Here is a 26,768-nt window from a genome sequence, read left to right as displayed (position 1 = left end):
ACCGCTGACATCCTGCTTGCAAAGCAGGCGCTCTACCAACTGAGCTAAACCCCCATAAAATTAAAATAGTAGGTAACTTTGGTTGACCGTTGCTATTGTAACTTATATTGTTCCGTTGCTAAAGGGATGAAGCCAGAAAATATCCAAGTTGTCGCAGCATTGTATAAATTTGTCAAGCTGCCAGATTTTGCCGACAAACGAGAGCCTCTGCTATCTTACTGTCAAACCCAAGGTGTCAAAGGGACAATTTTGTTGGCACAAGAAGGCATTAACGGTACAATTGTAGGTTCGCGTCAGGCGATTGATTCTGTTCTCTGGTTTCTGCGTTCTGATCCCCGTCTAGCAGACCTAGAATACAAAGAGTCCCATACTGAAACCCCGCCCTTTGAGCGGATGAAGGTGCGGTTGAAGCCAGAAATTGTCACTTTGGGATTGCCTGAAATTGACCCAAGTGAACAAATTGGTACTTATGTCAGTCCCCAGGAATGGAATAATTTAATTTGTGATCCCGAAGTCACCGTGATTGACACCCGCAATGATTATGAGGTGAATATCGGTACTTTCCAAGGAGCAGAAAATCCCCAGACTAGCTCATTTCGGGAATTCCCTGATTATGTGCGCCACCACCTCGACCCAAGGAAACACAAAAAGGTTGCTCTGTTTTGTACAGGCGGTATTCGTTGTGAAAAAGCCTCATCTTTCATGCTTGTCCAAGGCTTTGCAGAAGTTTATCATCTCAAAGGCGGCATTCTCAAGTATTTGTCAGAAATTCCAGCAGAGGAAAGTTTATGGGAAGGAGAATGTTTTGTCTTTGACGAGCGGATAGCCGTCAGTCATGGATTGGAGTCAGGAAGTTGTGAGCGGTGCTTCGGTTGTGGACGTCCGATTTCTGAATCAGATAAGGCGTCTGGTAAGTATGAGCAAGGTATCTCCTGTCCCCATTGTTTTGATAGCCTCACCGAGGAGAAAAGAGCGCGTCAACAGGAAAAATGGCGGCACTACCAAACCCAAGTTGCTAATTCCAAAAATCTGGATGTAAGCTAACCGCAAAGTACCCAAAGAATTTTTGCGTACTTTGTGTTATTTGCGGTTTGTTTTATCTTGGGCGTCCCAATGTAGTGATATATAAAACAGCTTCATCAGCAGGGATACCCAAAACTTCATTTACTTGGTCATCAAAGAATCCAGCGATACCACTAACGCCTACATTCAGGTGGACTGCGGCTAAATTCAGGCGTTGTCCCAAATGGCCGGCATCCATATGTAAGTAACGATAAACGCGATCGCCATACTGGGCGATCGCAGCTTTGAGATCAGCTGTATGAAACAACACCGCTGCTGCATCTCGCCCTAATTCTTGCCCCAAACAGAGAAAATGTAACTCTCGCCGAAAGTTTTTAAACCGAATTTGGCGTAATTCTTGGGCTTTGGGCGCGTAATAGTAACAACCTGCGTCCAATCCTTTAACTCCGCAGACAGCAATGAATGTTTCTATTAAATTCAAATCAAAGTAGTCTGGAGAAATATCTAAACTTTGGTCGATGTAATTTTGCGGTTGGTAAGTAAAATCGAGTAAACCTTTCAATTCATCGAAGGTTAAATCATCACCATTATAAGCGCGGGTAGAGCGTCGCTTGTACATAGTAGTTTCCAGTTCTGACAGCTTTTGTCCCCAGTCTATAGGTGCGGTGGTGGTGGGAATTTTTAAGCAGAAAGGAAAATTATATTTATCCTCCAAAGATTTTTCTTGTTTGATAGTTGGTAGATTGAGATTGCCAGTTATACCTGATTGGATCTGGGTGTGTCGATGGAAATATGTCAGCAGTTCGCCATCCGGGATTTGGGGATAACTAGTTTCAGTGGCGGAAGGTAGAGCAGTACATCCCAATGGCAAATTTTGATTGACATCTAACAAGTCTGCCAGAGGTAAGACAGCGATCGCACCTTCTTGTTGCGGATCGATATAAAGCAGATCGTTTACCGATTCATCCACAAAACCGCCGATTAAATGGGGGCGATAGTCATTAATAGCAGCAGCCAATTCGATATTGCCCAACAGGTGTCCCGCATCGAGAAAAATCCGGCGATAAGCCCGATCTTCATAGCGCCACGCAGAACGATAGAAAACCGCAGTGACAATAATTGCTAGTTGGGTATTTTCTAAGGAAGGATGCCAGAAACAAGCAGCTTGGAGAGTTTGCCAAACATCACTTTCCCAATAATGCATTAGAGAATGAGTTCGACACTGGTAGTTATACAGACCAGGCGGCAATAACGCCGTGCCACGGGAAACCAGATAGACTTCGGCAGGGTATAGTCCGCCTGCACTGGGAGCAGCACGTAAATACACCCCACTACCCATAGAAGGCATTTTCGCCGTCAATCCATAGCTGTGAAACAGCAGCCGTGAAAGTCTTTGCCACCATTGAGCATCTGGATTATTAACAAATCCCTCTGGTTTTTCTTGGATATAGGGTTTGAGAGCAAAAGTAGAGCCAATTTTGTACTCTTTGAAAGGCACTGGCTGTTTAGCCCAGTCTATGCCTTGACTTTTAGAGGCGAGAGTCTCAGGATCGTATTTAGTCCGTTCGTGGTAATGCTGGGCAATTGATTGGTGTAATTCTGGCATAGTACTTTTAATATCCTTAAAGCATCCTTTTTTTGATCTTGGCATTCATTAGCCTGATTGTTTCGTGTCAATTCGTACAATTCTCAGAGTCATAAAGTGGTAGTTGGTAACAACTGAATTGGGCATTGGGCACAAGAGGCTCCAGGGGCACAGGAGATACAGCAGATTGCAACAAGCGTGAGGTACAGATAATCGTAGGGGCACAACATGTTGTGCCCCTACCCGTGTACTTCATTTACCTGAAATACGCTGTATGTTTGAAAACGCAACTTGGTTCACCCTAATATTTTTCACAACTGCCGAATCGCAATTTCCAACCCTTCACATCCACCGCGAAGAAAATCTAAATCTAAAGTAGCGATCGCATCACTAGGTTTGTGATAATGTGGATTTCGCAAGAATGCCGTATCTGTGACCATAATTGCCGGATAACCCAAATCCCAGAAAGGTGCATGATCACTACGTCTGGTTTGAGGAACTATTAAACCTCGATTCGGCACAGGTAGCCATTGACTAGGTACGCCAGCTTTGCGAATATTACGGCTCATGCCAATTAAATCAGGCAATGTCCGCAAATTGCCAATTAAAGCAATAAAATCACCTTTGTCTGGGTAGAAGCGTTCCAGAGGAGGGGGGTAACTTTGAGAACCAGGTGTAGAATCCTTATAGCCCAGCATTTCTAGGGAGATCATTAAGCGTAGCTGTTGCTTTTGTTGGTGCAACAGGGCTGCATAGTCAGCACTACCCAGTAAGCCGTATTCTTCCATATCGAAAGCAACCAGCCTTAAAGGATATCTTACAGGTTGGGCAGCAAACTTTCTCGCTAATTCCAGCAACACCGTTACACCTGTGGCATTATCATCAGCTCCTGGTGTTCCCGGAACAGTATCATAATGAGCACCAATTAAAATAGGTGGCAAATCCTTTTTTTGTCGTCTAGCTTCGGAGGGTAAATTTAATATCAAGTTCTTACAAGCTTTACCTCTGACTTCAAAGGTGTGGATTTCCACACTCCCCCATTGGGAAAATTGCTGGCGGATGTATTCTTGGACAAAAAAATGTCCAGCCGTTGCCATGTAAGGATCGCGTTCTCGCGCTATCTCACTCAGGGAAGTTTGTAATCGCTCTGTTAAATTCAATTCTTTAAAATAGTGGCAATATTAGAGTTTTCAGGCACTCAAAACTTGCAGAGCAAGTATTATTAAGGTGCATTTACCAACTTGCAGATCCAGTGCATAGAAGTAGGCGGATAACAAGAATTGAGGCTGCTTGGACACACCAATCATCGTCAATGCTATCCTAGTCTTGCAACTATCTCCTTTAGCTGCACTTCTTAGCTTACTGCCTTAATGATGACTATTATACTATTGAGGTGTTTTCATCCTGTAGCACAAAGCTAGAGGTAGTTCCGCCCAATCATAATAAATATATAAAACACTTTAGGAGAAGAGTAACGCATGGGCAAGGTAGTCGGCATCGACTTGGGTACAACCAACTCAGTAGTCGCCGTTATGGAGGGTGGCAAGCCGATGGTGATTGCCAATGCAGAAGGAATGCGAACAACCCCCTCCGTAGTTGGCTTCAGCAAAGAAGGTGAAAGGGTGGTTGGGGAAATGGCACGGCGACAAACCATCCTCAATCCACAAAATACCTTTTTCGCTGTTAAACGCTTCATTGGGCGCAAATATGGCGAACTTAGTCCAGATTCCAAGCGTGTACCTTACACCATCCGCAAAGACGAAGTAGGTAATATTAAAGTTGCCTGTCCCCGTCTCAATAAGGATTTCGCCCCAGAAGAAATTTCGGCAATGGTGCTGAAGAAATTGGCAGACGATGCTAGTCGCTATTTGGGTGAACCAGTGACAGGGGCAGTGATTACAGTACCCGCTTATTTTAACGATTCTCAGCGGCAGGCAACCCGCGATGCTGGCAGAATTGCCGGTTTAGAGGTGCTGCGGATTCTCAATGAACCAACTGCTGCATCTTTAGCTTATGGATTTGATCGGGGTGAGACGGAAACTATCTTAGTATTTGACTTGGGTGGCGGTACTTTTGACGTATCGATTCTGGAAGTTGGCGATGGCATATTTGAAGTCAAAGCTACCAGTGGAGACACGCAACTTGGTGGTAACGACTTTGACAAAAAAATTGTAGATTGGCTAGCAGAGCAATTTTTGGAAACAGAAGAGGTAGACTTAAGACGCGATCGCCAAGCCTTACAACGTTTAATGGAAGCAGCAGAGAAAGCCAAAAGAGAACTTTCTGCTGTCAGCGTCACTGATATTAACTTACCCTTCATCACCGCCACTATAGATGGCCCCAAACATCTAGAAACTCGCCTGACTCGTTCCCAGTTTGAAGATTTGTGTAGTGATTTGGTGGGGCGATTGCGGACACCAGTGAAACGCGCCCTCAAAGATGCCGGACTCTCACCTAGAGACATTGAAGAAGTTGTGCTAGTGGGCGGTTCTACACGGATGCCAATGGTGAAGCAGCTTGTACGGGACTTGATTGGTACAGAACCCAATGAAAACGTCAACCCCGATGAAGTAGTGGGAGTGGGTGCAGCAATTCAGGCAGGCATTCTCGCAGGCGAACTCAAAGATGTGCTGCTTTTGGATGTCACACCCCTCTCTTTAGGATTGGAAACCATCGGCGGCGTGATGAAAAAACTCATTCCTCGCAACACCACCATCCCAGTCCGCCGTTCTGATATTTTTTCCACGTCAGAAAATAACCAAAATACTGTGGAAATTCACGTAGTCCAAGGCGAACGGGATATGGCAGCAAACAACAAGTCTTTAGGACGGTTCAAGCTGTATGGCATCCCACCAGCACCACGGGGTATTCCTCAAGTACAAGTATCATTTGATATTGATGCTAACGGTATTTTACAGGTAACAGCCCTAGATAGAACCACTGGTCGAGAACAGAGTATCACCATTCAAGGCGCTTCCACCTTGAACGAGTCAGAAGTGAATCGGATGATTCAGGACGCTCAGAAATACGCCGATGTTGATCGCGAACGGAAAGAAAGGGTAGAAAAGCGGACTCGTTCTGAGGCGTTGATTATCCAAGCAGAACGACAACTCAGAGATGTAGCGCTCGAATTTGGTATGCAGTTTGCCCGCAGCCGCCGCCAAAGAATTGATAATATTTGCCGAGACTTAAAGGAGAGTCTCAAGGAAAATAGCGATCGCGGTATTGACCAAGCCTACGCCGACTTGCAAGATGCTCTATATGATCTAAACCGGGAAGTCCGCCAGTCTTATGATCAAGAGGAAGACGACGACTTGTTTGGTACTATCCGTGACATTTTTACTGGCGGTGATAAGGATAAAGAACGCGAATCTCCCAGAGATACATATCGGGAACGCGATTCCTATAGTAAGGACTATGGCAGAGATTACGGTAAAGATTACGGTAAAGACTATAGCCGAGACAGTCGTTCCTCCTATGAAAGCCGTCCTCCCCGCAAATCCCGTCCCAGCTACCAAGATAATTGGGATGATGAAGAAGACAATGATTGGTCGTAATACTCCTAATAAAAGTTAGAAGTGAGAAGTTAGGAGTGAGAAGTTAAAAATTAAATATTTCAACTCCTAACTCCTATACAGACGCAATTAATCGTGTCTCTACTCCTAACTTCTAATTAATCCAAAATCGTTCGACTGAGCGTAGCCGTACTCCTTCTCTACGAGACGCTCCGCGAACCCAGAAGCAAGCTACGCGTAGCGTTCTGCAGGAAAGTCTAAAATCTAAAATTTAAATAACTGAACTATGCAAAATTTGCCGAATTTTCGAGATTACTACGAGATTTTAGGAGTATCTAAAGACGCCTCTAGTGAGGAAATTAAAAAGGTTTATCGACGGTTAGCAAGGCAATATCACCCCGATCTCAATCCGGGTAACAAAGCATCTGAGGAAAAATTTAAGGATATCGGCGAGGCTTATGAAGTCCTTTCAGACCCAGCCAAGCGATCGCAGTACGACCAGTTTAGCCGCTACTGGAAGCAAAAAGGTTTTGCGGGCAGCCCTAAGACGCCAAAGACTAAAACTTGGCAGAGTAGCCAAAGCGATCGCAACAGTAATCAGGACGTAGATCCAAGCCAATTTTCTGACTTTGAAAGCTTTATTAATCAAGTTATCGGCGTCAAAAATAAGAATGGCACAAGTAACTCCAGTAATGGCAATACTAGCGATCCGTTTCGTTCCCCCAGAACAAAAGTTGCCTACACCGTTAACACCCCACCTCGCACTACCCGTCGGGATATAGAAGCTAGATTAACGCTCCCACTAGAAAAAGCTTATCAAGGTGGTAATGAACGCATTCGTTTGGAAGATGGGCGATCGCTAGAAGTTACCATGCCTCCAGGTATGGTAACAGGTCAAACCATTCGTTTGCGGAATCAAGGCGTCGGTGGTGGCGACCTATATTTAAAAATTACCGTTGAACTTCATCCATTATTCAAGCTAGAAGGTTTAAATATCCTCTGCCAAGTACCAGTTACTCCCAGTGAAGCAGTTTTAGGAGGACAGGTAGAAGCACCAACTTTGGATGGGCCAGTGAAAATGACAATTCCCCCAGGAGTTAGGTCTGGTCAAAAATTTCGACTAGGGAATAAAGGCTACCCCAGCGATGACGGTAAACGTGGTGATCAATTAGTAGAAATTCAAATAGTTACCCCGAAAAATATTAGTCAAGAAGAACGGGAACTTTACGAAAAGGTACGGGAAATTGAAACCTTTAAACCCCGTGCTGATTTAATCCGTTAGGGATGAAGTAGTGTATTAATCCATGACTGACATCAGTAATTGAGTACCTAAGTAATCTATAGTTATGATTTAAGCGAGATATCACTCAAGATAAATGGCGGCAAGTAACCTTGAACTCAGCATATAAAATGTTGTATTTGGTGTTGAAATAGTACGTCTGACTTAAAATCAGGTATTGTAGACCCGCCAAGCCTTTGAGGAAATTGCACTTTGACCGCTACCGATAACTTCACAAACGACCAACGAACCAATCTTGTTGGTTCCATATGGTCAGCATCAACTCAAAGCCAAAATTTATGGTGGAGTTGTAGATGAACTGACCGCAGAAGATACAGAAATACTTCTTATTCCTGATGTTCCTTACTTTGAGCAGTTAGCAATCGGTGAAACTGTAGTGATTTATGAGCTAAGAGATAAAGCCAATGCTTTAGAAGACGAAGCGATCGCACAATTAGAGGCTATAATCTCAGATTGACCTAAAATAGGTCAAATCTACCTTATCTCCAGTGCATGTCAGCAGAAATCAAATTTCGTCACTACTTTGTTGACGAAGCAGGTGATCTTACATTCTTCGATAAAAAGGGACGCATCATCGTAGGTCAACCCGGAGCATCTAAATTTTTTATGGTTGGTGTTGCTCAAATTTCTGATCCAGAACAAGTTAACTGGGAACTGAATGCACTCCGCGCAAGCTTGATGACTTATCCTCGCTTCAAAAATATTGCCTCTATGCAACCTGAAGCGAAAAAGACTGCGATTACCTTTCACGCTAAGGACGACCATCCCGAAATTCGTGAAAAGGTTTTTCAACTGATGGAGTCTTTCGATATCAAAGTTTTAATTGCAATTCGGAGTAAAGCTGATATGGCAGAATCAGCAAAAGCAAACTTTAAAAGTTTAGGTACAAAGCTTCAGCAGAATGCAATTTATGACGATCTCATAACACGGGTGTTCAAAAATCTGTTGCAGAAAGCAGATGTTATCAATATTGCTATTGCTAGACGCGATAAGGTAGTACGCGAAGAAGCACTAGAACAAGCCATCAACCAAGCTCAGAAAAACTTTGAGTCTCAATGGAAAATTAGCTCAAATAGCTCGATTATTATTGAGCCTACTTATCCATCTGAGGTAGCTGGTTTACAAGTCATCGACTATTACCTGTGGGCTGTGCAGCGATGCTATGAACGCGACGATGACCAGTTTTTTCTGCCCCTTGCCAAGAAATATAGACTGATTATGGACTTGAACGATAATCGCAACAAACCTTATGGAGAGTGGTATGGCGATCGCAACCCATTAACTCTTGAAAAACTAAAAGGGGCTAGGTCTAAGTAGAATTACTACTCGGACACACGGCATGAAGCCGACGTTCGCCCCTTTAAATACTATTGTACAGTATATAAATACAACCATTCAAGTCCTCACCTATAAAAGGCTTGGGCATGATGCCAGAATCTCATCAGCCATTTTTTCCTCTGTGGAATGGGCAGAGGTTAACAATACTAGAAAAAACTTGATTGCAAGGTGACTCAAACAGATGTGAATCAAAACGGGGCAATGCCACAAAGCAGTGAACCAACTTATTACTCTCTACTAGGACTGTATCCCTGGGCATCGGTAATTGACATTCGTCGCGCTTATCGGCAACTGAGCAAACGCTATCATCCTGATACTACAGACTTGCCTACTGCGATCGCCACTCCCAAATTTCAGCAAATCAACGAAGCCTACGCCACTCTAAGTAATCCAGAACGTAGATTAAGCTACGATTTAAAAATCGGCTATTCTCGCTTTGCTGTGATTCAAGCACCTCCAGACTTGAACCATCCGGCAACACATTCCGATGAATGGTCAAAATCAGCTTACCTCGATGCAAGCGATCGCCCCCTCTCATCTGGCGAAATCTTTGCTTTATTTATGCTGGTGTTAACATTTGTAGGTTGTCTGCTACTAGCAGTTGCCATTGGCTTAACTCGTGGTGAGGCTGCTTTCCAAACCCATTTGCTACAGCCAACTCCATCAGTACAACACCAGATTACCCATGTGTCGCCACCAATTACCCCTATGGTAATTAAAAATTAAAAAATTTCCTAATCCAAAATCGTTCGACTGAGCCAAGCCGTACTCCTTCTCTACGAGACGCTCCGCGAACAAAGAAGCAAGCTACGCGTAGCGTTCCGCAGGAAAGTCCCAAATCTAAAATCCTAAATTCCTATGCCTCTTCTTCCCTCTGATACCCCTTTATATAATCATTCCCTGCCACAAATTGAACAGTGGCTAAAAGACCAAGGCTGTCAACAAGACGATGTACAGAGACATTGCTGGCGTATACAGCGGTCTAGTTGGCAAGCTGAACTATGGCTCGACGTTGAGCAAATTGTAGTGCGATATGTCCAATCTGGGGAAAATGGACAAGATATCCAACGTTCATTCAAGTATTCTCTCAGTCGGGATGATATAGAACAAGCTGTGTTTTCAGGCCCATAAGAAAGTGCTAAGTACAATTCACCCTAAATTTAGGAAAGTCGATAGCGATCGCATTTCCACAAATTTTGACGGTAAAATTTGTTGAGCATAAAATTAGTGCTATCGCTCATTATTTGAGTTGAGAAGTGATCGGGAGCGATCGCGCGATTATGAGCAACACAGGAGAAAATCTTGAATCAGAAAACGCTCAACAATGGCAAATTAATCAAATCACTGGCGACCCCAGAAAATTTTCAGAGTATGTTCTCGTTCCCAGCCATCAATCTGGTAAAGACAAAATATTCCTCGGACTACTAGGCTACCATCCCAGAAACCTTGACGATGCTCAAGCCCTCTTAGAAATCTATCTCACCCAAGCACAAGACTATATTGTAGGCGAACACGATCGCCACGGACAACGGTTTACAATCATTGTAGAGATCAGGGGTAAAACACTTCTCACAGACTGGATTCTGGATAACCAAGGTACATTAAAGCTAGCTACCCCATTCTCTGGATTTGCTAACGGAGACAACCCATCATGATTCTCGCGCCCTATTCCTTAGTAGAGCTTGTTACCGACCGTTACCAAGATCGTGGAGTTTCCGCAGGCACGATCGGAACCATTCTGGAAGTCTACGAGGATGAAGCCTACGAAATTGAGTTCTCCCGTAACGATGGAACCACTATCGCTTGGTTTGCTGTCTTGCAAAACGAGGTAAAACCCTTGGCTAACGAGAATCTAGTTTCTATTCCTTCCCAAAAAGAATCTGCTTGACACTCCCTGTTCTAAAGAGACAGGGAGTGTCAAATCCCCCGAATAGAATTCGGGGATTTTACGCATCACGCCTCATAAACTAAATAAGCTAAGATATGCGATCGCGCCTCTAATACTAAAAGTAGAGCATGAATGACTCCGAACTTCACCAGCAGATTACTGCGATCACCAATCTTGTAAAGTACGTATAGCTGACAAAAGCGATCGCTTGCAATTAATGTGCGATCGCGTCAAAATGATTGAAAGCAATACTCACCCTACTGAATTACTTATTACACAGCACTCTTGTACAGACGCGTAGACCCTCAGAGAGCGTCTTCTACTTAGCACTATTTTACACTTTCCCAAACCGCCGCTCCCGTTGCTGGTAGGCACACAAAGCGCGGTGAAACTCAGCGCGGTCAAAATCTGGCCAGAGAGTATCGGTAATGTAAATTTCTCCATAAGCCATTTGCCAGAGCAGGAAATTTGAGAGGCGCATTTCTCCACTTGTGCGAATTAATAAATCTGGGTCAGTAATTCCTGCTGTGTACAAGTGGCTCTCAAATACTTGTTCATCAATTTCATCGGGTTGTAGCAGACCTTGCTGGACAAGTTTTGCGATCGCCTGACAAGCTTGTAAAATCTCCTGCCGTCCGCCATAATTAGTTGCCACCGAAAACCGGATACCGCGATTATCCTTAGTTTCTGCCATTGAACGGGATATTTCTTGTTGGAGCGATTGTGGCAGGTCTTGCAAATTTCCCACAAACTTAATTTGAACATTCTTTTCGACCATTTCCCGCAGTTCTTGGCGCAAAACTCTTTGAAACAGAGTCATCAAAAAATCCACTTCTTCCTGCGGTCTTTTCCAGTTCTCTGTTGAAAAAGCATAAGCCGTCAGCGCCTGAATTCCCCAATCCTGACAACAGCGAAGTAAATCCTTGAGAGCATCTACTCCTCGCTTATGACCCATAATCCGGGGTAATCCCTGACGTTTAGCCCATCGACCATTGCCATCCATAATCACCGCAATGTGCTGCGGCAATAGTTCTCGTTTTAAGTCAGTAGGCAAATCTTGCAATTTAGTTTGTTGTGCTGTCATTTTTTATCTCGAGAAGCGGTCGATGGTAATCTGAGTAAACGTGAAACCAGTGCTAGTGTCTTCCCACCTATCTGACGAACAAAACTCAACACACCAGGAGCAACAGCTTCCCTATCCACAGTTGGAGACAAAAGTGCTTCTTCTAATGACTCTTTCAGTTTTTTAATCGTCAGCGGTCTATTTAGGGTTCCTCGTTCCGCTAAGGAAATGGAACCCGTTTCTTCAGATACAACGACACAAATGCAATTTTCGACCCGCTCAGTAATTCCCATTGCCGCTCGGTGGCGTGTTCCCAACTGGCGCGAGGCTGTGCGTCCCGAAAGTGGTAAAATTATACCCGATGAAACAAGCCGTGAGCCACGAATCAATGTTGCTCCATCGTGTAACAAAGTTTTTGGCTGAAAAATTGTTTGGATCAGTTCTTTAGAAACCTCCGCATTTAGCTTTACTCCTGGCACAGAAAAATCTCGCTCATCAATTTGCCCGGTGGTTTCCAAAATTAGTAAAGCTCCAATGCGGTTTTTTGACAATTCTTTAACAGCCTCAACAATTTCATCAATTACACTATCAGATTTAGGGATTGCCAGCCGATCGGGTTGAAACAACTGGCGGAATTCACCACGCCCCAATTGTTCCAAAAACCGTCGAAACTCTGACTGTAAAGCAACTGCCATTGCTACAGCACAACCAATCACCAACTTTTCCAGTACAAAACTTAGCAGAGGTAGTCCTAATCTGCCACTTAGTGCTGAGGCTAGCATTAAGATAATGAATCCCCGCACCATCCACAGTGTCCGGCGCTCACTAATAATAATTAGTATCATGTATGTCAGCGCCAGCACTAACACAATATCCAGAGTCCCAAGTAGCAAGGACTGTGACCATCCTAGGTTTGTCAGCCATTGCTTCCACCAATCTCTCATGACATCTGGATTAAACTTTTGCCTCTAATTACGGTTATGAGTTGGGAGTGAAGAGTTATGAGTTATAGAAAAACCTTTAATTGACAACTCCTAACTCCTAATACCAATTCTTTGTGAAACTGCACAAAATCAAGCTTGGTCACACTTGGGGCAAAATCCCCAAGTTCTGGAGCACCCTTAGAGATAATCGGTATAACTCCTAACTCCTAACTTTTAACTCCTAACTCTTGACTTTTGAGTCTTTCTGGTAGGCGATCTTGTCGAATTAAGTCTTGATAAGTTTCACGTTGCAAAATTAAATTTGCTTCGCCATTCGTCACTACAACTGCTGCTGGTCGGGGCAAGCGATTGTAGTTAGATGCCATACTGTAATTGTACGCACCAGTTCCCATAACTACGAGAATATCTCCTGGTTCAGTTTTTGGGAGTAGTGCATTTTTAATCAGAATATCTCCTGATTCACAATGTTTACCAGCAATTGTGACTGTTTGGGTTAAAGGAGAAGACATTTTATTAGCAACTACTGCCCGATAAACTGATTGGTAAGTAATTGGGCGGGGATTATCGGACATTCCCCCATCGATCGCTACATAGGTACGAATTTCTGGGATAACTTTGGATGAACCAATAGTATAGGCAGTAACGCAAGCTGTGGCAATTAGCGATCGCCCTGGTTCACTAAGTAATTTCGGCAAAGGCAGATTTTCGGCTGCACAAGCTTCTTGGATTACTTCACAAATTGCCTTCACCCACTCTTCAATGCTGGGGGGATCGTCTGATTCTGTATACTTAATCCCCAAACCGCCACCAACATTTAACTCTGTAATATTTAAACCATACTTCGCGGCATCCCGCAGCCACTGCACCATGACAGCAGCCAAATCTCTATGCGGTTGGCGCTCAAAAATTTGGGAACCGATATGAGAATGTAAGCCTACGCAGTTAAGAGCAGATTGCTTGCTTACAAAAGTAAACAATTCATCTAGCTGATTGGGATCAAAGCCAAATTTACTATCTAGTTGTCCTGTGCGAATATATTCGTGCGTATGACATTCGATACCTGGAGTCAACCGCAGCATAATTCGAGGTTTTTGTAGAGTTGTATACAACTTCTCGACAATTTCTACTATAGTACGTAACTCGTGCCAGTTATCCACCACAATAGTGCAACCGGATTCTATGGCAAAAATTAGTTCTTCACGAGACTTGTTATTGTTATGGAGGTAGATTTTATCAGCACTGACACCCGCTTGTAGGGCGGTGTAGAGTTCCCCCCCAGATGCTACATCGATTCCCAGCCCAACAGAAGCTGCGATCGCACAAACTGCTAAACAATTCCAAGCTTTTGAGGCATACAATACTTGAGATTCGCCCTTGTAGTACTGTTTGAAAGCATCTCGGTATTGCTGACAAGCCGAACGCAGGGTTTCTTCATCTAAAATATATAAAGGTGAACCAAACTGCTCAACTAGGGTTGTGACATCACACCCACCAATTTCTAGGAGGTCATGGTTATGAACTCTGGCAGTCAAGGGTAAAAGTTCTTGATTAGGCGATGGATTTGCGTTGGTGTCGTATTTTTGAGGTAAATATTGACTTCCAGTATGTTGAACCCCAGTGGGGTGAGTCGATACCATAAATATAAAAGTTGTCCTTGTTCAAATTACGGGCTTTGAATTCGTCTCCCGATTCCCAGTTTACAAAGGGTTTGTAATCTTATTCAATAAATGTGATCTCATCAGACTTAGAAATTAAATTACTGACACCAGAAAATCTCAGTGCAATACTAGAACTCGATCAAGCCTGTTTTGGCGGACTTTGGACTCTGGAGGGCTACAAACGAGAATTGGATAGTCCCAACAGCGATTTACTCGGTTTATTTTCCCGGTTCTCTACCATAAGTTTGCTAGGAATCGGTTGCTTTTGGTCAATTTTAGAGGAAGCCCACATTACAATTTTGGCAGTTCATCCCCAATATCATCGTCAAGGTTTGGGTGCAGCTTTACTATATTCACTCATTAAGACAGCTTGCGATCGCGGTTTGGAGCGAGCTACCCTCGAAGTCCGAGCTTCCAACTTGGCGGCAATATCTTTATATCAAAAATTTGGCTTCAAAACAGCTGGGCGGCGACGGCGTTACTACCAAGATAACGGTGAGGATGCGCTAATCCTTTGGATGTCAGACCTGCAACACCCCCAATTTCAAAAGACTTTGGACAATTGGTATGCCCTAGTTAGCGATCGCTTGGACAAATCCTCTTGGCACTTGCTTTTTAAGTAAGATAAGTAGGCGAGAATAAATCAAACTATGTTAATTAATGTAAAAAATATGGAAATTAGCTCGTAGTGTTCGCGTAGGGTATCGTAAGAGAGGCTAAAGCCTTACTTTGAAGGCTGAATCCTTACCTACAAATCTTTAATTATTTACGCTGCTCTACGTAGTTAGGGATTATTAATTTTGAATTATCGAGGCTTGTGATCAGCTTCAGCAAAAAAATGCAACTTTGCTCCACCTTTTCATATTTAAATATTTTATAATAAAAATAAAATACATAATTAAAACCTATAATAAATTTTTAATAATTGACATTTAAAGATAAATATGTTAATAATAAAAGTTTGGGATTGAGTAAAGAAACTCTTAATGTAAGTAGTCAGCTATTTGTAATAAATCCCAAAAACGCTGGTGAACTAAAGCTCCTCAGTACACTAGCTACATAAAAGTAGTCAATAGTTAACAATCAGCCCATCAATCCAAGTCATAGCTTCAGGATGTCTATAATCTGTTATACAGGCATCCAAAAGCTTTGCCTGTGCTAAAATCAGCATACCGGCACGACCGCAGATGATGGGATAAAGCCATGTTTGAGCGCTTCACAGAAAAAGCCATTAAGGTAATCATGCTGGCCCAAGAAGAGGCCCGCCGTTTAGGTCACAACTTTGTCGGAACCGAGCAGATCCTCTTGGGTCTGATTGGCGAAGGCACTGGAGTGGCTGCCAAGGTGCTGAAATCAATGGGCGTCAATCTCAAAGATGCCCGAATTGAAGTTGAAAAAATTATAGGACGGGGATCAGGCTTTGTTGCCGTGGAAATTCCGTTTACGCCACGGGCAAAGCGAGTTCTAGAACTCTCCTTGGAAGAAGCACGCCAACTGGGGCATAACTACATTGGCACCGAGCATCTGCTGTTGGGCCTAATCCGCGAAGGGGAAGGTGTCGCAGCCAGGGTGCTAGAAAACCTCGGTGTGGATCTATCTAAGGTAAGAACCCAAGTCATCCGCATGTTGGGAGAAACTGCCGAAGTTTCACCAGGCGGTTCATCCGGGCGCACAAAAACCCCGACTCTGGATGAATTTGGCTCAAACCTGACCCAGATGGCAATAGACAATAAGCTTGATCCGGTGGTGGGACGCGCCAAGGAAATTGAGCGGGTGATTCAAATATTGGGTCGCCGGACTAAAAATAACCCAGTGCTGATTGGGGAACCAGGCGTTGGTAAAACTGCGATCGCTGAAGGTTTAGCTTCACGCATTGCCACTAAAGATATCCCTGACATCCTAGAAGATAAACGCGTCGTCACACTGGATATTGGTTTGCTCGTAGCAGGCACCAAGTATCGGGGTGAATTTGAAGAACGCTTGAAAAAAATCATGGATGAAATCCGCTCTGCGGGTAATGTCATTCTCGTGATTGATGAGGTACACACCTTAATTGGTGCAGGTGCAGCAGAAGGTGCTATTGACGCAGCTAATATCCTCAAGCCAGCTTTGGCAAGAGGTGAGTTGCAGTGCATCGGAGCTACAACCCTAGATGAATACCGGAAGCACATCGAGCGAGATGCAGCACTGGAGCGGCGTTTCCAGCCAGTGATGGTTGGCGAACCCACGGTTGATGAAACAATTGAAATTTTGTATGGTCTGCGCGAACGCTACGAGCAACACCACAAACTGAAAATCTCCGACGAAGCATTGGTAGCGGCGGCGAAGTTATCAGACCGTTACATTAGCGATCGCTACCTCCCAGACAAAGCCATCGACTTGGTTGATGAAGCTGGTTCTAGGGTGCGCTTGATTAACTCCCAGCTGCCACCCGCAGCCAAGGAGTTAGACAAAGAACTGCGTCAGATATTAAAAGAAAAAGATGACGCGGTGCGCTCTCAAGACTTTGACAAAGCTGGAGAATTGCGCGATCGGGAGATGGAAATCAAAGCCGAAATCCGGGCGATCGCTCAAAGCAAGACCAATGCAACTGGCAATGAAGGTGAAGAACCTGTAGTTACAGAAGAAGACATTGCCCACATTGTCGCTTCCTGGACTGGGGTACCGGTGAACAAACTCACCGAATCTGAATCTGAAAAGCTGCTGCACATGGAAGACACCTTGCATCAGCGTTTAATCGGTCAAGATGAAGCTGTGAGAGCAGTTTCACGAGCAATTCGTCGCGCTCGTGTCGGATTGAAAAATCCCAATCGACCCATAGCTAGCTTTGTCTTCTCTGGGCCTACTGGTGTAGGTAAAACCGAGTTGGCGAAATCCTTGGCTGCTTACTTCTTCGGTTCCGAAGAAGCGATGATCCGCTTGGATATGTCGGAATACATGGAGCGTCACACCGTCAGCAAGCTGATTGGTTCGCCTCCAGGTTATGTTGGTTATAACGAAGGTGGTCAGCTGACCGAAGCCGTGCGGCGGCGTCCTTACACCGTGGTGTTGTTCGACGAAATCGAAAAAGCCCACCCCGATGTATTCAATATGCTGCTGCAAATTTTGGAAGACGGTCGGTTAACCGATGCCAAAGGTCGCACGGTGGACTTCAAGAACACCTTGCTGATTTTAACTTCCAATATTGGTTCTAAGGTAATTGAAAAAGGCGGTAGCGGTATCGGCTTTGAATTCTCCGAAGATGCCAGCGAGTCAACTTACAACCGGATTCGCTCCTTGGTGAACGAAGAACTCAAGCAGTACTTCCGTCCAGAGTTCCTCAACCGACTTGATGAAATTATCGTCTTCCGTCAGTTAAGTAAGCCGGAAGTGACCCAAATCGCCGAAATTATGCTCAAGGAAGTATTTGGTCGTCTGACTGAAAAGGGTATCACCTTAGAAGTCACAGACCGCTTCAAGGATCGGTTGATCCAAGAAGGTTACAGTCCCAGCTACGGCGCAAGACCATTACGTCGGGCAATTATGCGCTTGTTAGAAGATAGCCTAGCAGAAGAAATTCTGTCTGGTCGTATCAAGGATGGCGATACAGCCCTTGTTGATGTCGATGAAAATGGCGTTGTGCAAGTTAGTTCTCAACAGCGTCGGGAATTATTACCCCAAGGCGTTGAGTAAGATTTAGGTTTGGGATTTAAATCTCAAATAAAAAATTAGAAAACGGTAGAGTATTTATTGCTCTACCGTTTTTTGTGTGAAAATATCTGGAGTTAACATTCTTGATAGACTTGACACGCTACTACGTGTATTTCAAAAATCAAATATGAATCCTATAGTAGAATTAGGATACAACATGAACCAAGGAGCAAGAACGTGCAAAGCATACTTTTAAGCCGTGAAGAAGTTGCACGACGTGCGAAAGAATTATATGAAAATAGCATTCGTCAACAAGTAGAGCGAGAAGAAAACATCGGTAAAATGGTGATTATTGATATAGAAACCGGTGAATACGCAGTTGATAAAACAGGCTTAGAATCGGCACATCTATTACGTCAAAATAATCCATTTGCTCGACTTTTCGGTATTCGTATCGGTTACAAAGTTGCTGTTTCCTTCAGTGGTGAGATGGAGCGTGATTATCGTTGATTTCTGGTATTATTAAAAACAGACATGCAACCGTTAACATAATATTTCGACTGCCAAATAAACCAGACTTTACTATTGAATTTGTTATCGATACAGGTTTTACAGAGTTTCTTTCTCTACCTCTAGCAGCAGTTACTCTATTGGGTTTCCCTTTTGTGTATGATATGTATGCAAATTTAGCTGACAATAGTAATGTAATCTTGCCAGTACATCAAGCTACCATTATTTGGAATGGAGAAGAACGGAAAGTGAATGTACTTGCGACAGGACGGCTACCTCTATTAGGAACTGCTTTACTTGATGAGCATGAACTTGTCATACAGTTTATCGAGGGCGGTTTAGTAACAATTGATAAATTGTAGTTGCTTTATGTATATATCAAGTTTCTATCAATAGCAATATAGCAATGAGAATTATTACTCAAGGAGTTGAATAGGATTTAAAATTTTAGCTTTATCGTTACCATGTTAAATTGCTGGGATAAGCACTAAAAGGTGTTCCAAGTTATGACCTTCAATGATGTAGTTGAAGCAATGAAAAGTCTTTCCAGCGAAGATAAACTAGAAATTAAACTGTTATTGCAGCAATATCTACGGGAAGAAAGGCGTAAAGAGATTTATCAAAATTTTCAGTCGGCGCAAGTAGAACAGCACAATAGTGAACTAAACTTTTCCTCAAATATGGATGAACTTAGACAACTGATAGAAGAGTGATGATAAAAGTTAGTTTCAGTTCTTCATTGAAATGAGCAGATAAAAATCAATATTCAAAAAACGGTAGAAGACAAAACTTATCTACCGTTTTTTTGTCTACTAATAACAAACAGCAGATGAATCTAACCTTATCCTTTCTACCATTTATGCTTCGGTGTTAATTATGCTCTGTCTGCGGGAAAACTGAGAATAGGCACTTAAGTCGCTGCAAGCAGTTGAGTAAGAGTATAGCAGAGTATGGATAACAGTTTACAGATTGACAATATTCAAAGTTTTGTAGAAATAATTGGGGATGATGATGATAATCTCTGGAGGCTCTTTATTGGACGAAAAGTTAGTCGCATTCAAGAAAAAGTTAAATATAAAAACTTAAAAAAACAAACAAAAGGAATAAAATATTTTACAGAAGGAAAAGTTGATGCACTTCATAATCAAAAAAAATCAGAAGTATTAATCAGAATAGATTATGGTAATAGATTTAAAGTTAGATATAAAATAGAGGCATTTGTTAAACAATTTAATAAGATAATCCCACCTCTTTCTCATGAACAAATTATTGAATTAGCACGAAGAAAGCAAGAAGAGAGGAGATTAGACTTAGAAAGACGAGAAGCAGAAAGACGAGAAATAGAAAAACGAGAAGCAGAAAGACGAGAGATAGAAAGACGAAAGCAAGAGGCAGAAAAAAGAAAGGCAGAAAAAGAGGCTTTACTTCATAGCTTAAAAAATCAATTTGAGGAAAATTTTCTCAATACTGATAAATTTTATCAAGCCCAATGTAGAGAATACATAGCCTCTCTCGTTGATAATCATAAGTGTGCTAGTGATGTCGAGCAGCGTTTTTTGGAGCTTGCACAAACGTTTTATCAGTCCTATTTGCTACACCTTCAGGCAACAGGCGAGGAAGATTTTGATGGACTGATGCAAAAAGCTGCCGCAGTTATCGCATCAGGACAAACTGTATTTCGTCGCAAATCTGGCACTGGCGATTTAAAGTGTCTTCGATACATACTGATTGATGAATATCAAGATTTCTCAGAACTCTTCCACCGTTTAATAGAAGCAATTCGACAACAAAATCCTCAAGCACAATTTTTCTGCGTTGGTGATGACTGGCAAGCAATTAATGGTTTTGCTGGTTCTGACCTTCGTTTTTACCAGAATTTCTCGCAGTTTTTCCAGCCTTCGCAAAAACTCAATATAGCTACTAATTACCGTTCAGCTACTTCAATCGTCGATATCGGTAATACATTGATGCATGGATTGGGTACTCCTGCACGCGCCCATAAAACTATATTTGGAACGGTTGAAATTGCTGATCTCGGACAATTTAATCCAAATCTAAATGAGCAAAAAGATTATCCGGGAGACAATATAACACCTGCTATATTACGCTTAGTAAATAAGACTATCAAAGATGGTAAAACTGTGGTTTTACTCAGCCGAAAGAATAGTTTACCTTGGGATGTAAATTATGGTAGACGTACATCAAGAAATAGCTCACTCGACAGATTTATAAAATTGGTACACTCCTACCTTCCTGAAGAATCAAGAAAGGCTGTAACCATATCAACCGCTCACAAGTATAAAGGTCTTCAGAATGATGTAGTTATAATACTTGATGCTGTCCCTAGTTGTTACCCATTAATACATCCTGATTTGATGTTTAGCCATATTTTTGGTGATAGCATTGAGCAAGTAGTTGATGAGGAACGTCGTCTTTTTTACGTTGCCTTAACTCGTGCAGTAGAGCATTTATTTATTCTCACAGAAACCAAAAAATTTTCACCTTTCCTTGAGGAATTAAAAAGTAGGAAAAGAATTAGCTTACTTGATTGGTTAGATTATCCCCCTTTAGTTGGAAGCATACAGCGCATTACTGTTAAAGTGGGTAATCAGTCTGGAAAAGGTGGAAACGGCACTTACGCGATCAAACATTTACTTAACGCTGAAGGTTATATCTGGAGGACAATTCAATGGTCAGCTTGGTGTTATACCTATCCTGCACAGGATTTCTCAATAGAACAATATTTCGATAACGCTCAGTGGATTTATCAGGCTGCTGGTATTGAGGTGCGATTTTATGACGATTTAGAGAATATGCTGGCGAAGTATCATGTTGATCGAGGTCAATACATTGCTGCTATTTAAAATGGGAGAATATAAAGAATCATTGGGAGGATTCAATCGTCATGACTGTGATAGTTGCTAAGTGGACGATTGACGAATATCACCGCATGATTGACGCTGGCATTCTGAGCGATCGCACCATATAAACGCCGCTTTTTAACATTGCAGAATCTGGGGTACAATACCGCCTTACAGTGGTTGAGATGATTATCCCGATTTTAGATATGCGTCTATTCCGAGAAAAAGAATGGTTATTTAGCTTACTGATAATATCTCTAGTTCTATGGCTGATATTTTTAGGAAACTCCCCTTTACGAGATTGGGATGAAGGTACTGTGGCACAGGTTGCCCGTGAAATTTGGCGTGCCCCACTTGGTTCAATGCATTGGCTTTACCCCACCTTGGGAGGTGAACCTTATTATAATAAGCCACCCCTGATGCACTTGCTAATTGCTTGGACTTACTCCATTGGAGGCGTGAATGAGTGGACAACACGTCTACCGGGTGCAGTGTTAACTGCCTTGGGAGTACCTTTGCTTTACTTGGTGGGACGTTTGCTTTTTAACCAAAGTTTACCTGCTCTGTTTGCCGCTTTAGTTTACCTGACGATGTTGCCTGTGGTGCGTCACGGACGGCTAGCAATGCTAGATGGTACAACTATTACCTTTTTCTTGCTGTTGTTGTTTTGTTTGCTAAAAGCACGTCAGAATCGGCGGTATGCTTTAGGCGTGGGATTTTGTCTAGGGTTAATCACTCTAACTAAAGGGATGACAGTTTTGTTGCTAGGGGCGATCGCTTGTTTATTCCTGATTGCAGATCGGCAGTTTGCTTTGTTAACAAGCCCCTATTTATTAGTAGGAATATTTTTAGGAAATGCACCAGCGATCGCTTGGTTTGCTGCTCAATGGCAACATTATGGGGAAAATTTCTTCCAAGTGAATTTTCAAGCCCAAACCTTTGATCGCCTTACACAATCTGTTGAAGGTCATAGTGGCCCTCCCTGGTACTATTTAATTGAGTTAATTAAGTATAGTTTTCCTTGGCTATTATTTTTACCGGGAGGTTTTTATTTAGCTTGGAAAAAACGTCATACTACCTGGGGTTGCCTAATTATTATTGGCACAATTGTTTATTTAGGAAGCATATCTTTAATGAGAACTAAACTCCCGTGGTATATTATGCCTTTATATCCATTTTTAGCTTTAGCAATTGGTGCTAAACTTAGCGAAATTTGGCAGTACGGTCATTTTAGAGTGCGAAGTTGGACAATATTTCTAGCTATTATTGCTTTTGCTGGGTTAGGAAGTTGTGTCTACTTTATTATTGCAAATAAAGAGCCTATTTTAATAGTCATGAGCATTCTTTTGGCAATAAGTATGGCCACCGCAGCCTGGCTAGTTAAACAGCGCGATCGCAACTTTATTCCAGTGTTATTTACAGGAATGTATTTAGTTTTAACCCTGTTGATGAGTTCACAATCATGGATTTGGGAATTAAAGGAAGCTTTTCCAGTTAAACCAGTAGCAGACTTAATTCGGGCAAATGTTTCGCCAGGAACACAAATTTACACCTCTTTTGCTTATGGGCGTCCTAGTTTGGACTTTTACAGCGATTGCAAGGTAACTGCTACAACTGTGCCACTTTTACAACAAATGTTATCTAATAAATCTTATTTACTGTTAGACAATGCGGCCTTACAGCAAATCAATTTAACTGGTAGTAAAATTATAGGAGCAGCTAACGGATTTACACTGATTACAAAAAACTAATTATACCAACGAATATTGGATAGGAGATTAGCTAAGATACCCGACAACTTTTACAAAGTCAGGTATCTTATTTATCGGTAACCGATCAATGAATGATATTAATCAACCTAAGCTACCCAAAGATCGTGGGCAAATCGAATAGAAAATGTGAACATTAGTATTCCAAAAAAGTACATAATTGGGTATCCCCAACGAGGATAATGGGAAAGTAATAACCCAAATGCCATTGACAGCGATATAATACCGTAAGCGTAGCGTTCAGATGAGGCTGTAATCCCAGTGTTTAAAATTAAAGCGAAAGAAGAAAACCCATAGACAACAGTAACAAGGGGAATTTTAGTCCGTGATAACCATAGTAAATATATCCCACCAAAAACTAGTACAATTTTAACTAATTCATCTTTTGTTAATACCCACAACCATAGCCATAAAAAATATAATCCATAGCGGAATTTAATCATCCCCAGATGTACACGAAAGCGCCATAAAAAACAGCCACTAACAATAATTATTAAAAAGAATAACGGATGCAAAGGGTCTTTAATATAACCAGATTTCCAATTAGTGAAACCTATCGTAATTTGCATCAGCATCTGCCACCAACCCTGCCAAGCAAACCCTGTTGCATCACCACGCCATGCTTTTTGTGCATGGATGAAAGCCAAAGCGTCACCAAATTGAATTTGACAATAAAGACTATATAAAGATATACCCAAACCAACAGTTAAACTGGCAATATAGGCTTTTATACCTCTACGTTCTTTCCAAGAAACAAACAGAAAAGTGGGGATAAGAGCAACTCCAGGTAGTCGCGTCGCTGTAGATAATGCTCCCCAGAATGCTGCCCAAATATATTGCTTTTTATCAAAAGCTCGTAAGCTAGATGTGGTACACAACAAAAACAGACCTTCAGTGTAAATTACGGTTCCATAAAGGGAATAGGGACACCATGCTAAAGTAGCTGTTGCCCATCGTGCTGTGCTTGTGCTGTAAAGCTCTTGTACCCAAAAATAAAGTACGATCAAGGCAGCTAAAAAAGCCGCATTATTAACTAATATACCTGCCACTTTAAAAGGCAAGCCGATAAACATAATTATCCGGCTTAACAATGGAAATAAAGGGAAAAATGCAACTGTATACATTTCCTTCACGTTACTAGAAAAATCGTAACCATAAGTCACAATTTTCTCATACCAAACACTATCCCAAGCAGAGAAAACATCCCAATTAAACGTGGCAGCAACACCATCTGATGAACTTGGAAACAATGGGGCAATCAGTAACATAGCGATAACTATTAGAAGTCTACTAGACAACCATATTGCTATGATAAAAAATAAGTCATTAGCCAAAAATTTTTTCCTTATATTCATCTTTGCAGATAGATAGATAAATTAACTTTTAATTAATATTTTAGCAAAATTAAGCTTTTAATTTTGGATAAATAATCTCACAATTTTGCACAATCAACCAGGGTGTAAAACCTAAAGGCATAGAAAACAATTGGATATATAGAAGTACCTAAATAGCAAAAAAATGAGGACATTTGCACAACGATAGCACCCAAAAATATCTGGAAAAGTAAAAGGCAAAAATCAGAGAAAATATATCAGCAGGATAGATATATCTGTCGTGCATTTTAGGCAGAATATATGGTATAAATAAAACTGATATAGAGGCTAAGTATGTTAATCTGTTCTGAATAATTTTTTGTCTACTTTTATAAACAATATATGACAATAAAAATATTGCAGATATACTTAAAGTTAAACCTATGGAAACAAGAATATTATAAAAGTTACTGATAACCTATTGATAAAGATTAGGTGCGTTTTTAGCGAGTTCTTTATATTTATTAGCTTGGTTAAAGTATATTAACTCCCGCATTAACAAACGTTCTAGCTGGCTGAATTTTATTCCACTCAATGGGGTGAGAGTGAAAAGTTACTTTTTAGTAGTATACCGTTTTTAGATGGTAAAGAATATTTAAATGTTTACCAAAGTTTTTGCAATTTTATGGTCTTCCACTTTAATTTGTAAGCTCCAATCACAAATTATATTCCCTTTCTTTTATCTTCTTGGAAAATTGGGATGCTAGCGTGCCTAAACCTAATTTCTTAAGTAATAAATATTTATATGTTTCCCAGGTAGACACACGAAATGTACTTTTGAATAACCATGCATCATTATCAACTGTAAAAGGAGTTCCAACCTTAGCTACAAGAAACGAAGAAGTATTATCTGAAGTTGAGACTAACTCTTCCCAATTAGTAGGCTGTTCTTTACCCCAAGTAAAAATTTCTTTTAAACTCACGACTTCTAAAAGTTCCCTTCTCATTAAACATGCTGAATTTCCAAAATATTGAATAGGATGAGAAAAAACATCACTTGCAAAATAATCTTTATCTGGACCCCACTGTCCCCCAGCACTTGCATCTATATGCATTAAATTTATTCCCAGAATATTTTTATCTTCATTAAGAATAGTAAGACCATGTTCCAAGATATCAATACAGTCTTGAGGTGTTCCAACTATTTGAATATCGTCATCCAGATGTAAAATATAATCAGATTTACAAATATTCAGACTAATAAGAATTCCAAAATTACTATGAGGGGGATGGCTCATAGTATTATATCTAACACAATCAAAATGATTGATTTGATTGGATGATTGAAGTAGCTTCATCCCATTTAAATCAGGACTACTATCATCTAGAAATATTTTTTCAGCAAACGGAAGCTCTAGTAATTTAGCCCAGCTTTGTATGGCACGACGAACAATCACTGGGCGGTAATCGCGTAAAGACTTAATATATGAGCATGTAGAAAATGATGTTTTTTGCCACAAATCATTTCTGATATTTTGCATATTTTGTTTTGTATGTTTTTATACTTTTATATTGTATTTAGAGCAAAGGTTAGAGCATACACCGTCAACATAATTTTTTCCTAAATTCGATTTTACTACGAATCTGCAAAATAATTGTGACGCCTCCATCAGCCTTTTCGTTTAACTTAACAATACTCCGGACAGTTTTCGCCCCAATGGATAAAAAAGCCACTTATTGTTGTAGGCTGCAAATAGTTCAAAAAAGCATACTGCTAGATCAGCTATGAATACGCTAGAAACGATACTCGCCCAAATGGGTAATTTAGCAAACCTGATCATAAGTACTTAGTAATTTTATTTACTATAGTTAGGATTATGTTGGGAAAAGTGAACTTCACAAATCTAAGTCGCTACAGTCAAATCTTGGAGAAGACCTAGCGACGACAGTTTAGCCAAGGCTTTGAGTTTATGGAATTAAATCGACGAGTAATTGAACAGGCAATGCTTTGAACCTGGCTAAATTAGAGGTGACACAAAAACAGCTTGTAGACAAAGAACCTTGATTTATCTAATAAGGCAGTTTTTATGAAAATAGCATATATAATTTTGGCACATAAATATCCGGAACAATTAGTACGTCTTATTTATAAACTAAACACAGATGATGTTTCATTTTTTATACATATAGATAAAAAAGCGGATTATAAAATTTATCATCACGTACTGACTCAACTCAAGGATTTTCCAAATGTCTCTTTCATAAAGAGATACCATTTAGCATGGGGAAGTTTTGATATTGTCAGAGCTAGTCTTAAAGGAATAAAATCAATAGTTGAAACAGGTACTTACTTCGATTATGTTATATATTT

24 protein-coding genes are annotated in these 26,768 nt (G+C 41.4%); 17 read left to right on the top strand and 7 right to left on the bottom strand.

The genetic code is table 11. The annotated features are described in order from the left end of the window. Nucleotides 1–126: 126 nt before the first annotated feature. On the top strand, nt 127–1,044 hold the full coding sequence (locus tag Q0541_RS30535; RefSeq protein WP_298920008.1) for a rhodanese-related sulfurtransferase: 918 nt from the start codon (nt 127–129) through the stop codon (nt 1,042–1,044). Between the two features lie 52 nt (nt 1,045–1,096). Here the strand turns inward: Q0541_RS30535 and Q0541_RS30530 are convergent, their stop codons facing one another. Next, complete coding sequence (locus Q0541_RS30530) at nt 1,097–2,629, bottom strand: SagB/ThcOx family dehydrogenase (RefSeq protein WP_298920015.1); 1,533 nt, start codon at nt 2,627–2,629, stop codon at nt 1,097–1,099. Between the two features lie 290 nt (nt 2,630–2,919). After that, nucleotides 2,920–3,768: a M28 family peptidase gene (locus Q0541_RS30525; RefSeq protein ID WP_298920005.1), complete on the bottom strand. Its 849-nt coding sequence runs from the start codon at nt 3,766–3,768 to the stop codon at nt 2,920–2,922. Nucleotides 3,769–4,086: 318 nt separating this feature from the next. Here Q0541_RS30525 and dnaK point away from each other — a divergent pair, with 318 nt between their 5' ends. From dnaK to Q0541_RS30485, 8 genes are all read left to right on the top strand, one after another. Further along, entirely contained in the window at nt 4,087–6,165 is a 2,079-nt protein-coding gene (gene dnaK, locus Q0541_RS30520; protein ID WP_298920003.1) for a molecular chaperone DnaK, read from the top strand. Nucleotides 6,166–6,409: 244 nt separating this feature from the next. Continuing rightward, nucleotides 6,410–7,405, top strand: coding sequence for a J domain-containing protein (locus Q0541_RS30515; RefSeq protein ID WP_298920001.1), 996 nt, complete (start codon nt 6,410–6,412; stop codon nt 7,403–7,405). A gap of 253 nt (nt 7,406–7,658) precedes the next feature. Continuing rightward, nucleotides 7,659–7,880: a hypothetical protein gene (locus tag Q0541_RS30510; protein ID WP_298919999.1), complete on the top strand. Its 222-nt coding sequence runs from the start codon at nt 7,659–7,661 to the stop codon at nt 7,878–7,880. Nucleotides 7,881–7,915: 35 nt separating this feature from the next. Beyond that, complete coding sequence (locus Q0541_RS30505) at nt 7,916–8,740, top strand: DUF3800 domain-containing protein (RefSeq protein WP_298919997.1); 825 nt, start codon at nt 7,916–7,918, stop codon at nt 8,738–8,740. Nucleotides 8,741–8,962: 222 nt separating this feature from the next. Next, nucleotides 8,963–9,487, top strand: coding sequence for a J domain-containing protein (locus tag Q0541_RS30500; protein ID WP_298920013.1), 525 nt, complete (start codon nt 8,963–8,965; stop codon nt 9,485–9,487). Between the two features lie 132 nt (nt 9,488–9,619). Further along, nucleotides 9,620–9,892 carry a DUF3143 domain-containing protein gene (locus tag Q0541_RS30495; RefSeq protein WP_298919994.1) on the top strand — a complete coding sequence of 91 codons (273 nt, stop codon included), beginning with the start codon at nt 9,620–9,622 and terminating at the stop codon, nt 9,890–9,892. Nucleotides 9,893–10,041: 149 nt separating this feature from the next. Next, nucleotides 10,042–10,416, top strand: a complete 375-nt coding sequence (locus Q0541_RS30490) for a DUF6883 domain-containing protein (protein WP_298919991.1) — start codon at nt 10,042–10,044, stop codon at nt 10,414–10,416. Next, a complete protein-coding gene (locus Q0541_RS30485; protein ID WP_298919989.1) occupies nt 10,413–10,649 on the top strand; it encodes a DUF4926 domain-containing protein in 237 nt (78 codons plus the stop codon). The genes Q0541_RS30490 and Q0541_RS30485 overlap by 4 nt, the downstream gene beginning before the upstream one ends. Nucleotides 10,650–10,983: 334 nt before the next feature. On the opposite strand, the gene Q0541_RS30480 is transcribed toward Q0541_RS30485, so the two are convergent. From Q0541_RS30480 to lysA, 3 genes are all read right to left on the bottom strand, one after another. Continuing rightward, nucleotides 10,984–11,733 (bottom strand): isoprenyl transferase, encoded by a 750-nt coding sequence (locus Q0541_RS30480; protein ID WP_298919987.1) that lies wholly within the window; start codon nt 11,731–11,733, stop codon nt 10,984–10,986. After that, complete coding sequence (cdaA, locus tag Q0541_RS30475) at nt 11,730–12,656, bottom strand: diadenylate cyclase CdaA (RefSeq protein WP_298919984.1); 927 nt, start codon at nt 12,654–12,656, stop codon at nt 11,730–11,732. Before cdaA ends, Q0541_RS30480 begins: the two co-directional genes overlap by 4 nt. Before the next feature lie 206 nt (nt 12,657–12,862). Continuing rightward, nucleotides 12,863–14,293: a diaminopimelate decarboxylase gene (gene lysA, locus Q0541_RS30470; protein ID WP_298919982.1), complete on the bottom strand. Its 1,431-nt coding sequence runs from the start codon at nt 14,291–14,293 to the stop codon at nt 12,863–12,865. A gap of 92 nt (nt 14,294–14,385) precedes the next feature. Between lysA and rimI the strand changes: the two genes are divergently transcribed. The 7 genes from rimI (at nt 14,386) to Q0541_RS30435 (ending at nt 23,066) form a co-directional block, all read left to right on the top strand. Then, nucleotides 14,386–14,937, top strand: coding sequence for a ribosomal protein S18-alanine N-acetyltransferase (gene rimI, locus Q0541_RS30465; RefSeq protein ID WP_298919980.1), 552 nt, complete (start codon nt 14,386–14,388; stop codon nt 14,935–14,937). A 580-nt stretch (nt 14,938–15,517) separates the two neighbouring features. Further along, nucleotides 15,518–17,986 (top strand): ATP-dependent Clp protease ATP-binding subunit, encoded by a 2,469-nt coding sequence (locus Q0541_RS30460; RefSeq protein ID WP_298919978.1) that lies wholly within the window; start codon nt 15,518–15,520, stop codon nt 17,984–17,986. Between the two features lie 195 nt (nt 17,987–18,181). Next, nucleotides 18,182–18,454: a hypothetical protein gene (locus Q0541_RS30455; RefSeq protein WP_298919976.1), complete on the top strand. Its 273-nt coding sequence runs from the start codon at nt 18,182–18,184 to the stop codon at nt 18,452–18,454. After that, complete coding sequence (locus tag Q0541_RS30450; RefSeq protein ID WP_298919975.1) at nt 18,451–18,816, top strand: clan AA aspartic protease; 366 nt, start codon at nt 18,451–18,453, stop codon at nt 18,814–18,816. Before Q0541_RS30455 ends, Q0541_RS30450 begins: the two co-directional genes overlap by 4 nt. A gap of 144 nt (nt 18,817–18,960) precedes the next feature. Next, nucleotides 18,961–19,167, top strand: a complete 207-nt coding sequence (locus tag Q0541_RS30445; protein WP_298919973.1) for a hypothetical protein — start codon at nt 18,961–18,963, stop codon at nt 19,165–19,167. Nucleotides 19,168–19,404: 237 nt separating this feature from the next. Continuing rightward, nucleotides 19,405–21,318 (top strand): UvrD-helicase domain-containing protein, encoded by a 1,914-nt coding sequence (locus tag Q0541_RS30440; RefSeq protein ID WP_298919971.1) that lies wholly within the window; start codon nt 19,405–19,407, stop codon nt 21,316–21,318. A 203-nt stretch (nt 21,319–21,521) separates the two neighbouring features. Continuing rightward, the gene (locus tag Q0541_RS30435) at nt 21,522–23,066 is read left to right on the top strand and encodes a glycosyltransferase family 39 protein (RefSeq protein WP_298920010.1); all 1,545 of its coding nucleotides are present in this window, start codon (nt 21,522–21,524) and stop codon (nt 23,064–23,066) included. Nucleotides 23,067–23,173: 107 nt separating this feature from the next. Here the strand turns inward: Q0541_RS30435 and Q0541_RS30430 are convergent, their stop codons facing one another. Further along, nucleotides 23,174–24,439: a hypothetical protein gene (locus Q0541_RS30430; protein ID WP_298919969.1), complete on the bottom strand. Its 1,266-nt coding sequence runs from the start codon at nt 24,437–24,439 to the stop codon at nt 23,174–23,176. 674 nt (nt 24,440–25,113) lie between these two features. Further along, entirely contained in the window at nt 25,114–25,938 is an 825-nt protein-coding gene (locus Q0541_RS30425) for a hypothetical protein (protein ID WP_298919967.1), read from the bottom strand. Between the two features lie 546 nt (nt 25,939–26,484). Between Q0541_RS30425 and Q0541_RS30420 the strand changes: the two genes are divergently transcribed. Next, a partial coding sequence (locus tag Q0541_RS30420) for a beta-1,6-N-acetylglucosaminyltransferase (protein ID WP_298919965.1) occupies nt 26,485–26,768 on the top strand: 284 nt, incomplete at its 3' end.

The organism is uncultured Nostoc sp. (assembly GCF_937863485.1).
GTDB lineage: Bacteria > Cyanobacteriota > Cyanobacteriia > Cyanobacteriales > Nostocaceae > Nostoc.
Note: the sequence above shows the minus strand (reverse complement) of the source record. Positions and strands in the feature narration are given on the sequence as shown.

Bases quoted from the DNA above. Each gene is read 5' to 3' on its own strand.
- Q0541_RS30535 (WP_298920008.1), top strand. From the start codon at position 127: ATGAAGCCAGAAAATATCCAAGTTGTCGCAGCATTGTATAAATTTGTC.
- Q0541_RS30530 (WP_298920015.1), bottom strand. From the start codon at position 2,629: ATGCCAGAATTACACCAATCAATTGCCCAGCATTACCACGAACGGACT.
- dnaK (WP_298920003.1), top strand. From the start codon at position 4,087: ATGGGCAAGGTAGTCGGCATCGACTTGGGTACAACCAACTCAGTAGTC.
- Q0541_RS30515 (WP_298920001.1), top strand. From the start codon at position 6,410: ATGCAAAATTTGCCGAATTTTCGAGATTACTACGAGATTTTAGGAGTA.
- Q0541_RS30505 (WP_298919997.1), top strand. From the start codon at position 7,916: ATGTCAGCAGAAATCAAATTTCGTCACTACTTTGTTGACGAAGCAGGT.
- Q0541_RS30500 (WP_298920013.1), top strand. From the start codon at position 8,963: ATGCCACAAAGCAGTGAACCAACTTATTACTCTCTACTAGGACTGTAT.
- Q0541_RS30495 (WP_298919994.1), top strand. From the start codon at position 9,620: ATGCCTCTTCTTCCCTCTGATACCCCTTTATATAATCATTCCCTGCCA.
- Q0541_RS30490 (WP_298919991.1), top strand. From the start codon at position 10,042: ATGAGCAACACAGGAGAAAATCTTGAATCAGAAAACGCTCAACAATGG.
- Q0541_RS30485 (WP_298919989.1), top strand. From the start codon at position 10,413: ATGATTCTCGCGCCCTATTCCTTAGTAGAGCTTGTTACCGACCGTTAC.
- Q0541_RS30480 (WP_298919987.1), bottom strand. From the start codon at position 11,733: ATGACAGCACAACAAACTAAATTGCAAGATTTGCCTACTGACTTAAAA.
- cdaA (WP_298919984.1), bottom strand. From the start codon at position 12,656: ATGAGAGATTGGTGGAAGCAATGGCTGACAAACCTAGGATGGTCACAG.
- lysA (WP_298919982.1), bottom strand. From the start codon at position 14,293: ATGGTATCGACTCACCCCACTGGGGTTCAACATACTGGAAGTCAATAT.
- Q0541_RS30460 (WP_298919978.1), top strand. From the start codon at position 15,518: ATGTTTGAGCGCTTCACAGAAAAAGCCATTAAGGTAATCATGCTGGCC.
- Q0541_RS30445 (WP_298919973.1), top strand. From the start codon at position 18,961: ATGACCTTCAATGATGTAGTTGAAGCAATGAAAAGTCTTTCCAGCGAA.
- Q0541_RS30440 (WP_298919971.1), top strand. From the start codon at position 19,405: ATGGATAACAGTTTACAGATTGACAATATTCAAAGTTTTGTAGAAATA.
- Q0541_RS30435 (WP_298920010.1), top strand. From the start codon at position 21,522: ATGCGTCTATTCCGAGAAAAAGAATGGTTATTTAGCTTACTGATAATA.
- Q0541_RS30430 (WP_298919969.1), bottom strand. From the start codon at position 24,439: ATGAATATAAGGAAAAAATTTTTGGCTAATGACTTATTTTTTATCATA.
- Q0541_RS30425 (WP_298919967.1), bottom strand. From the start codon at position 25,938: ATGCAAAATATCAGAAATGATTTGTGGCAAAAAACATCATTTTCTACA.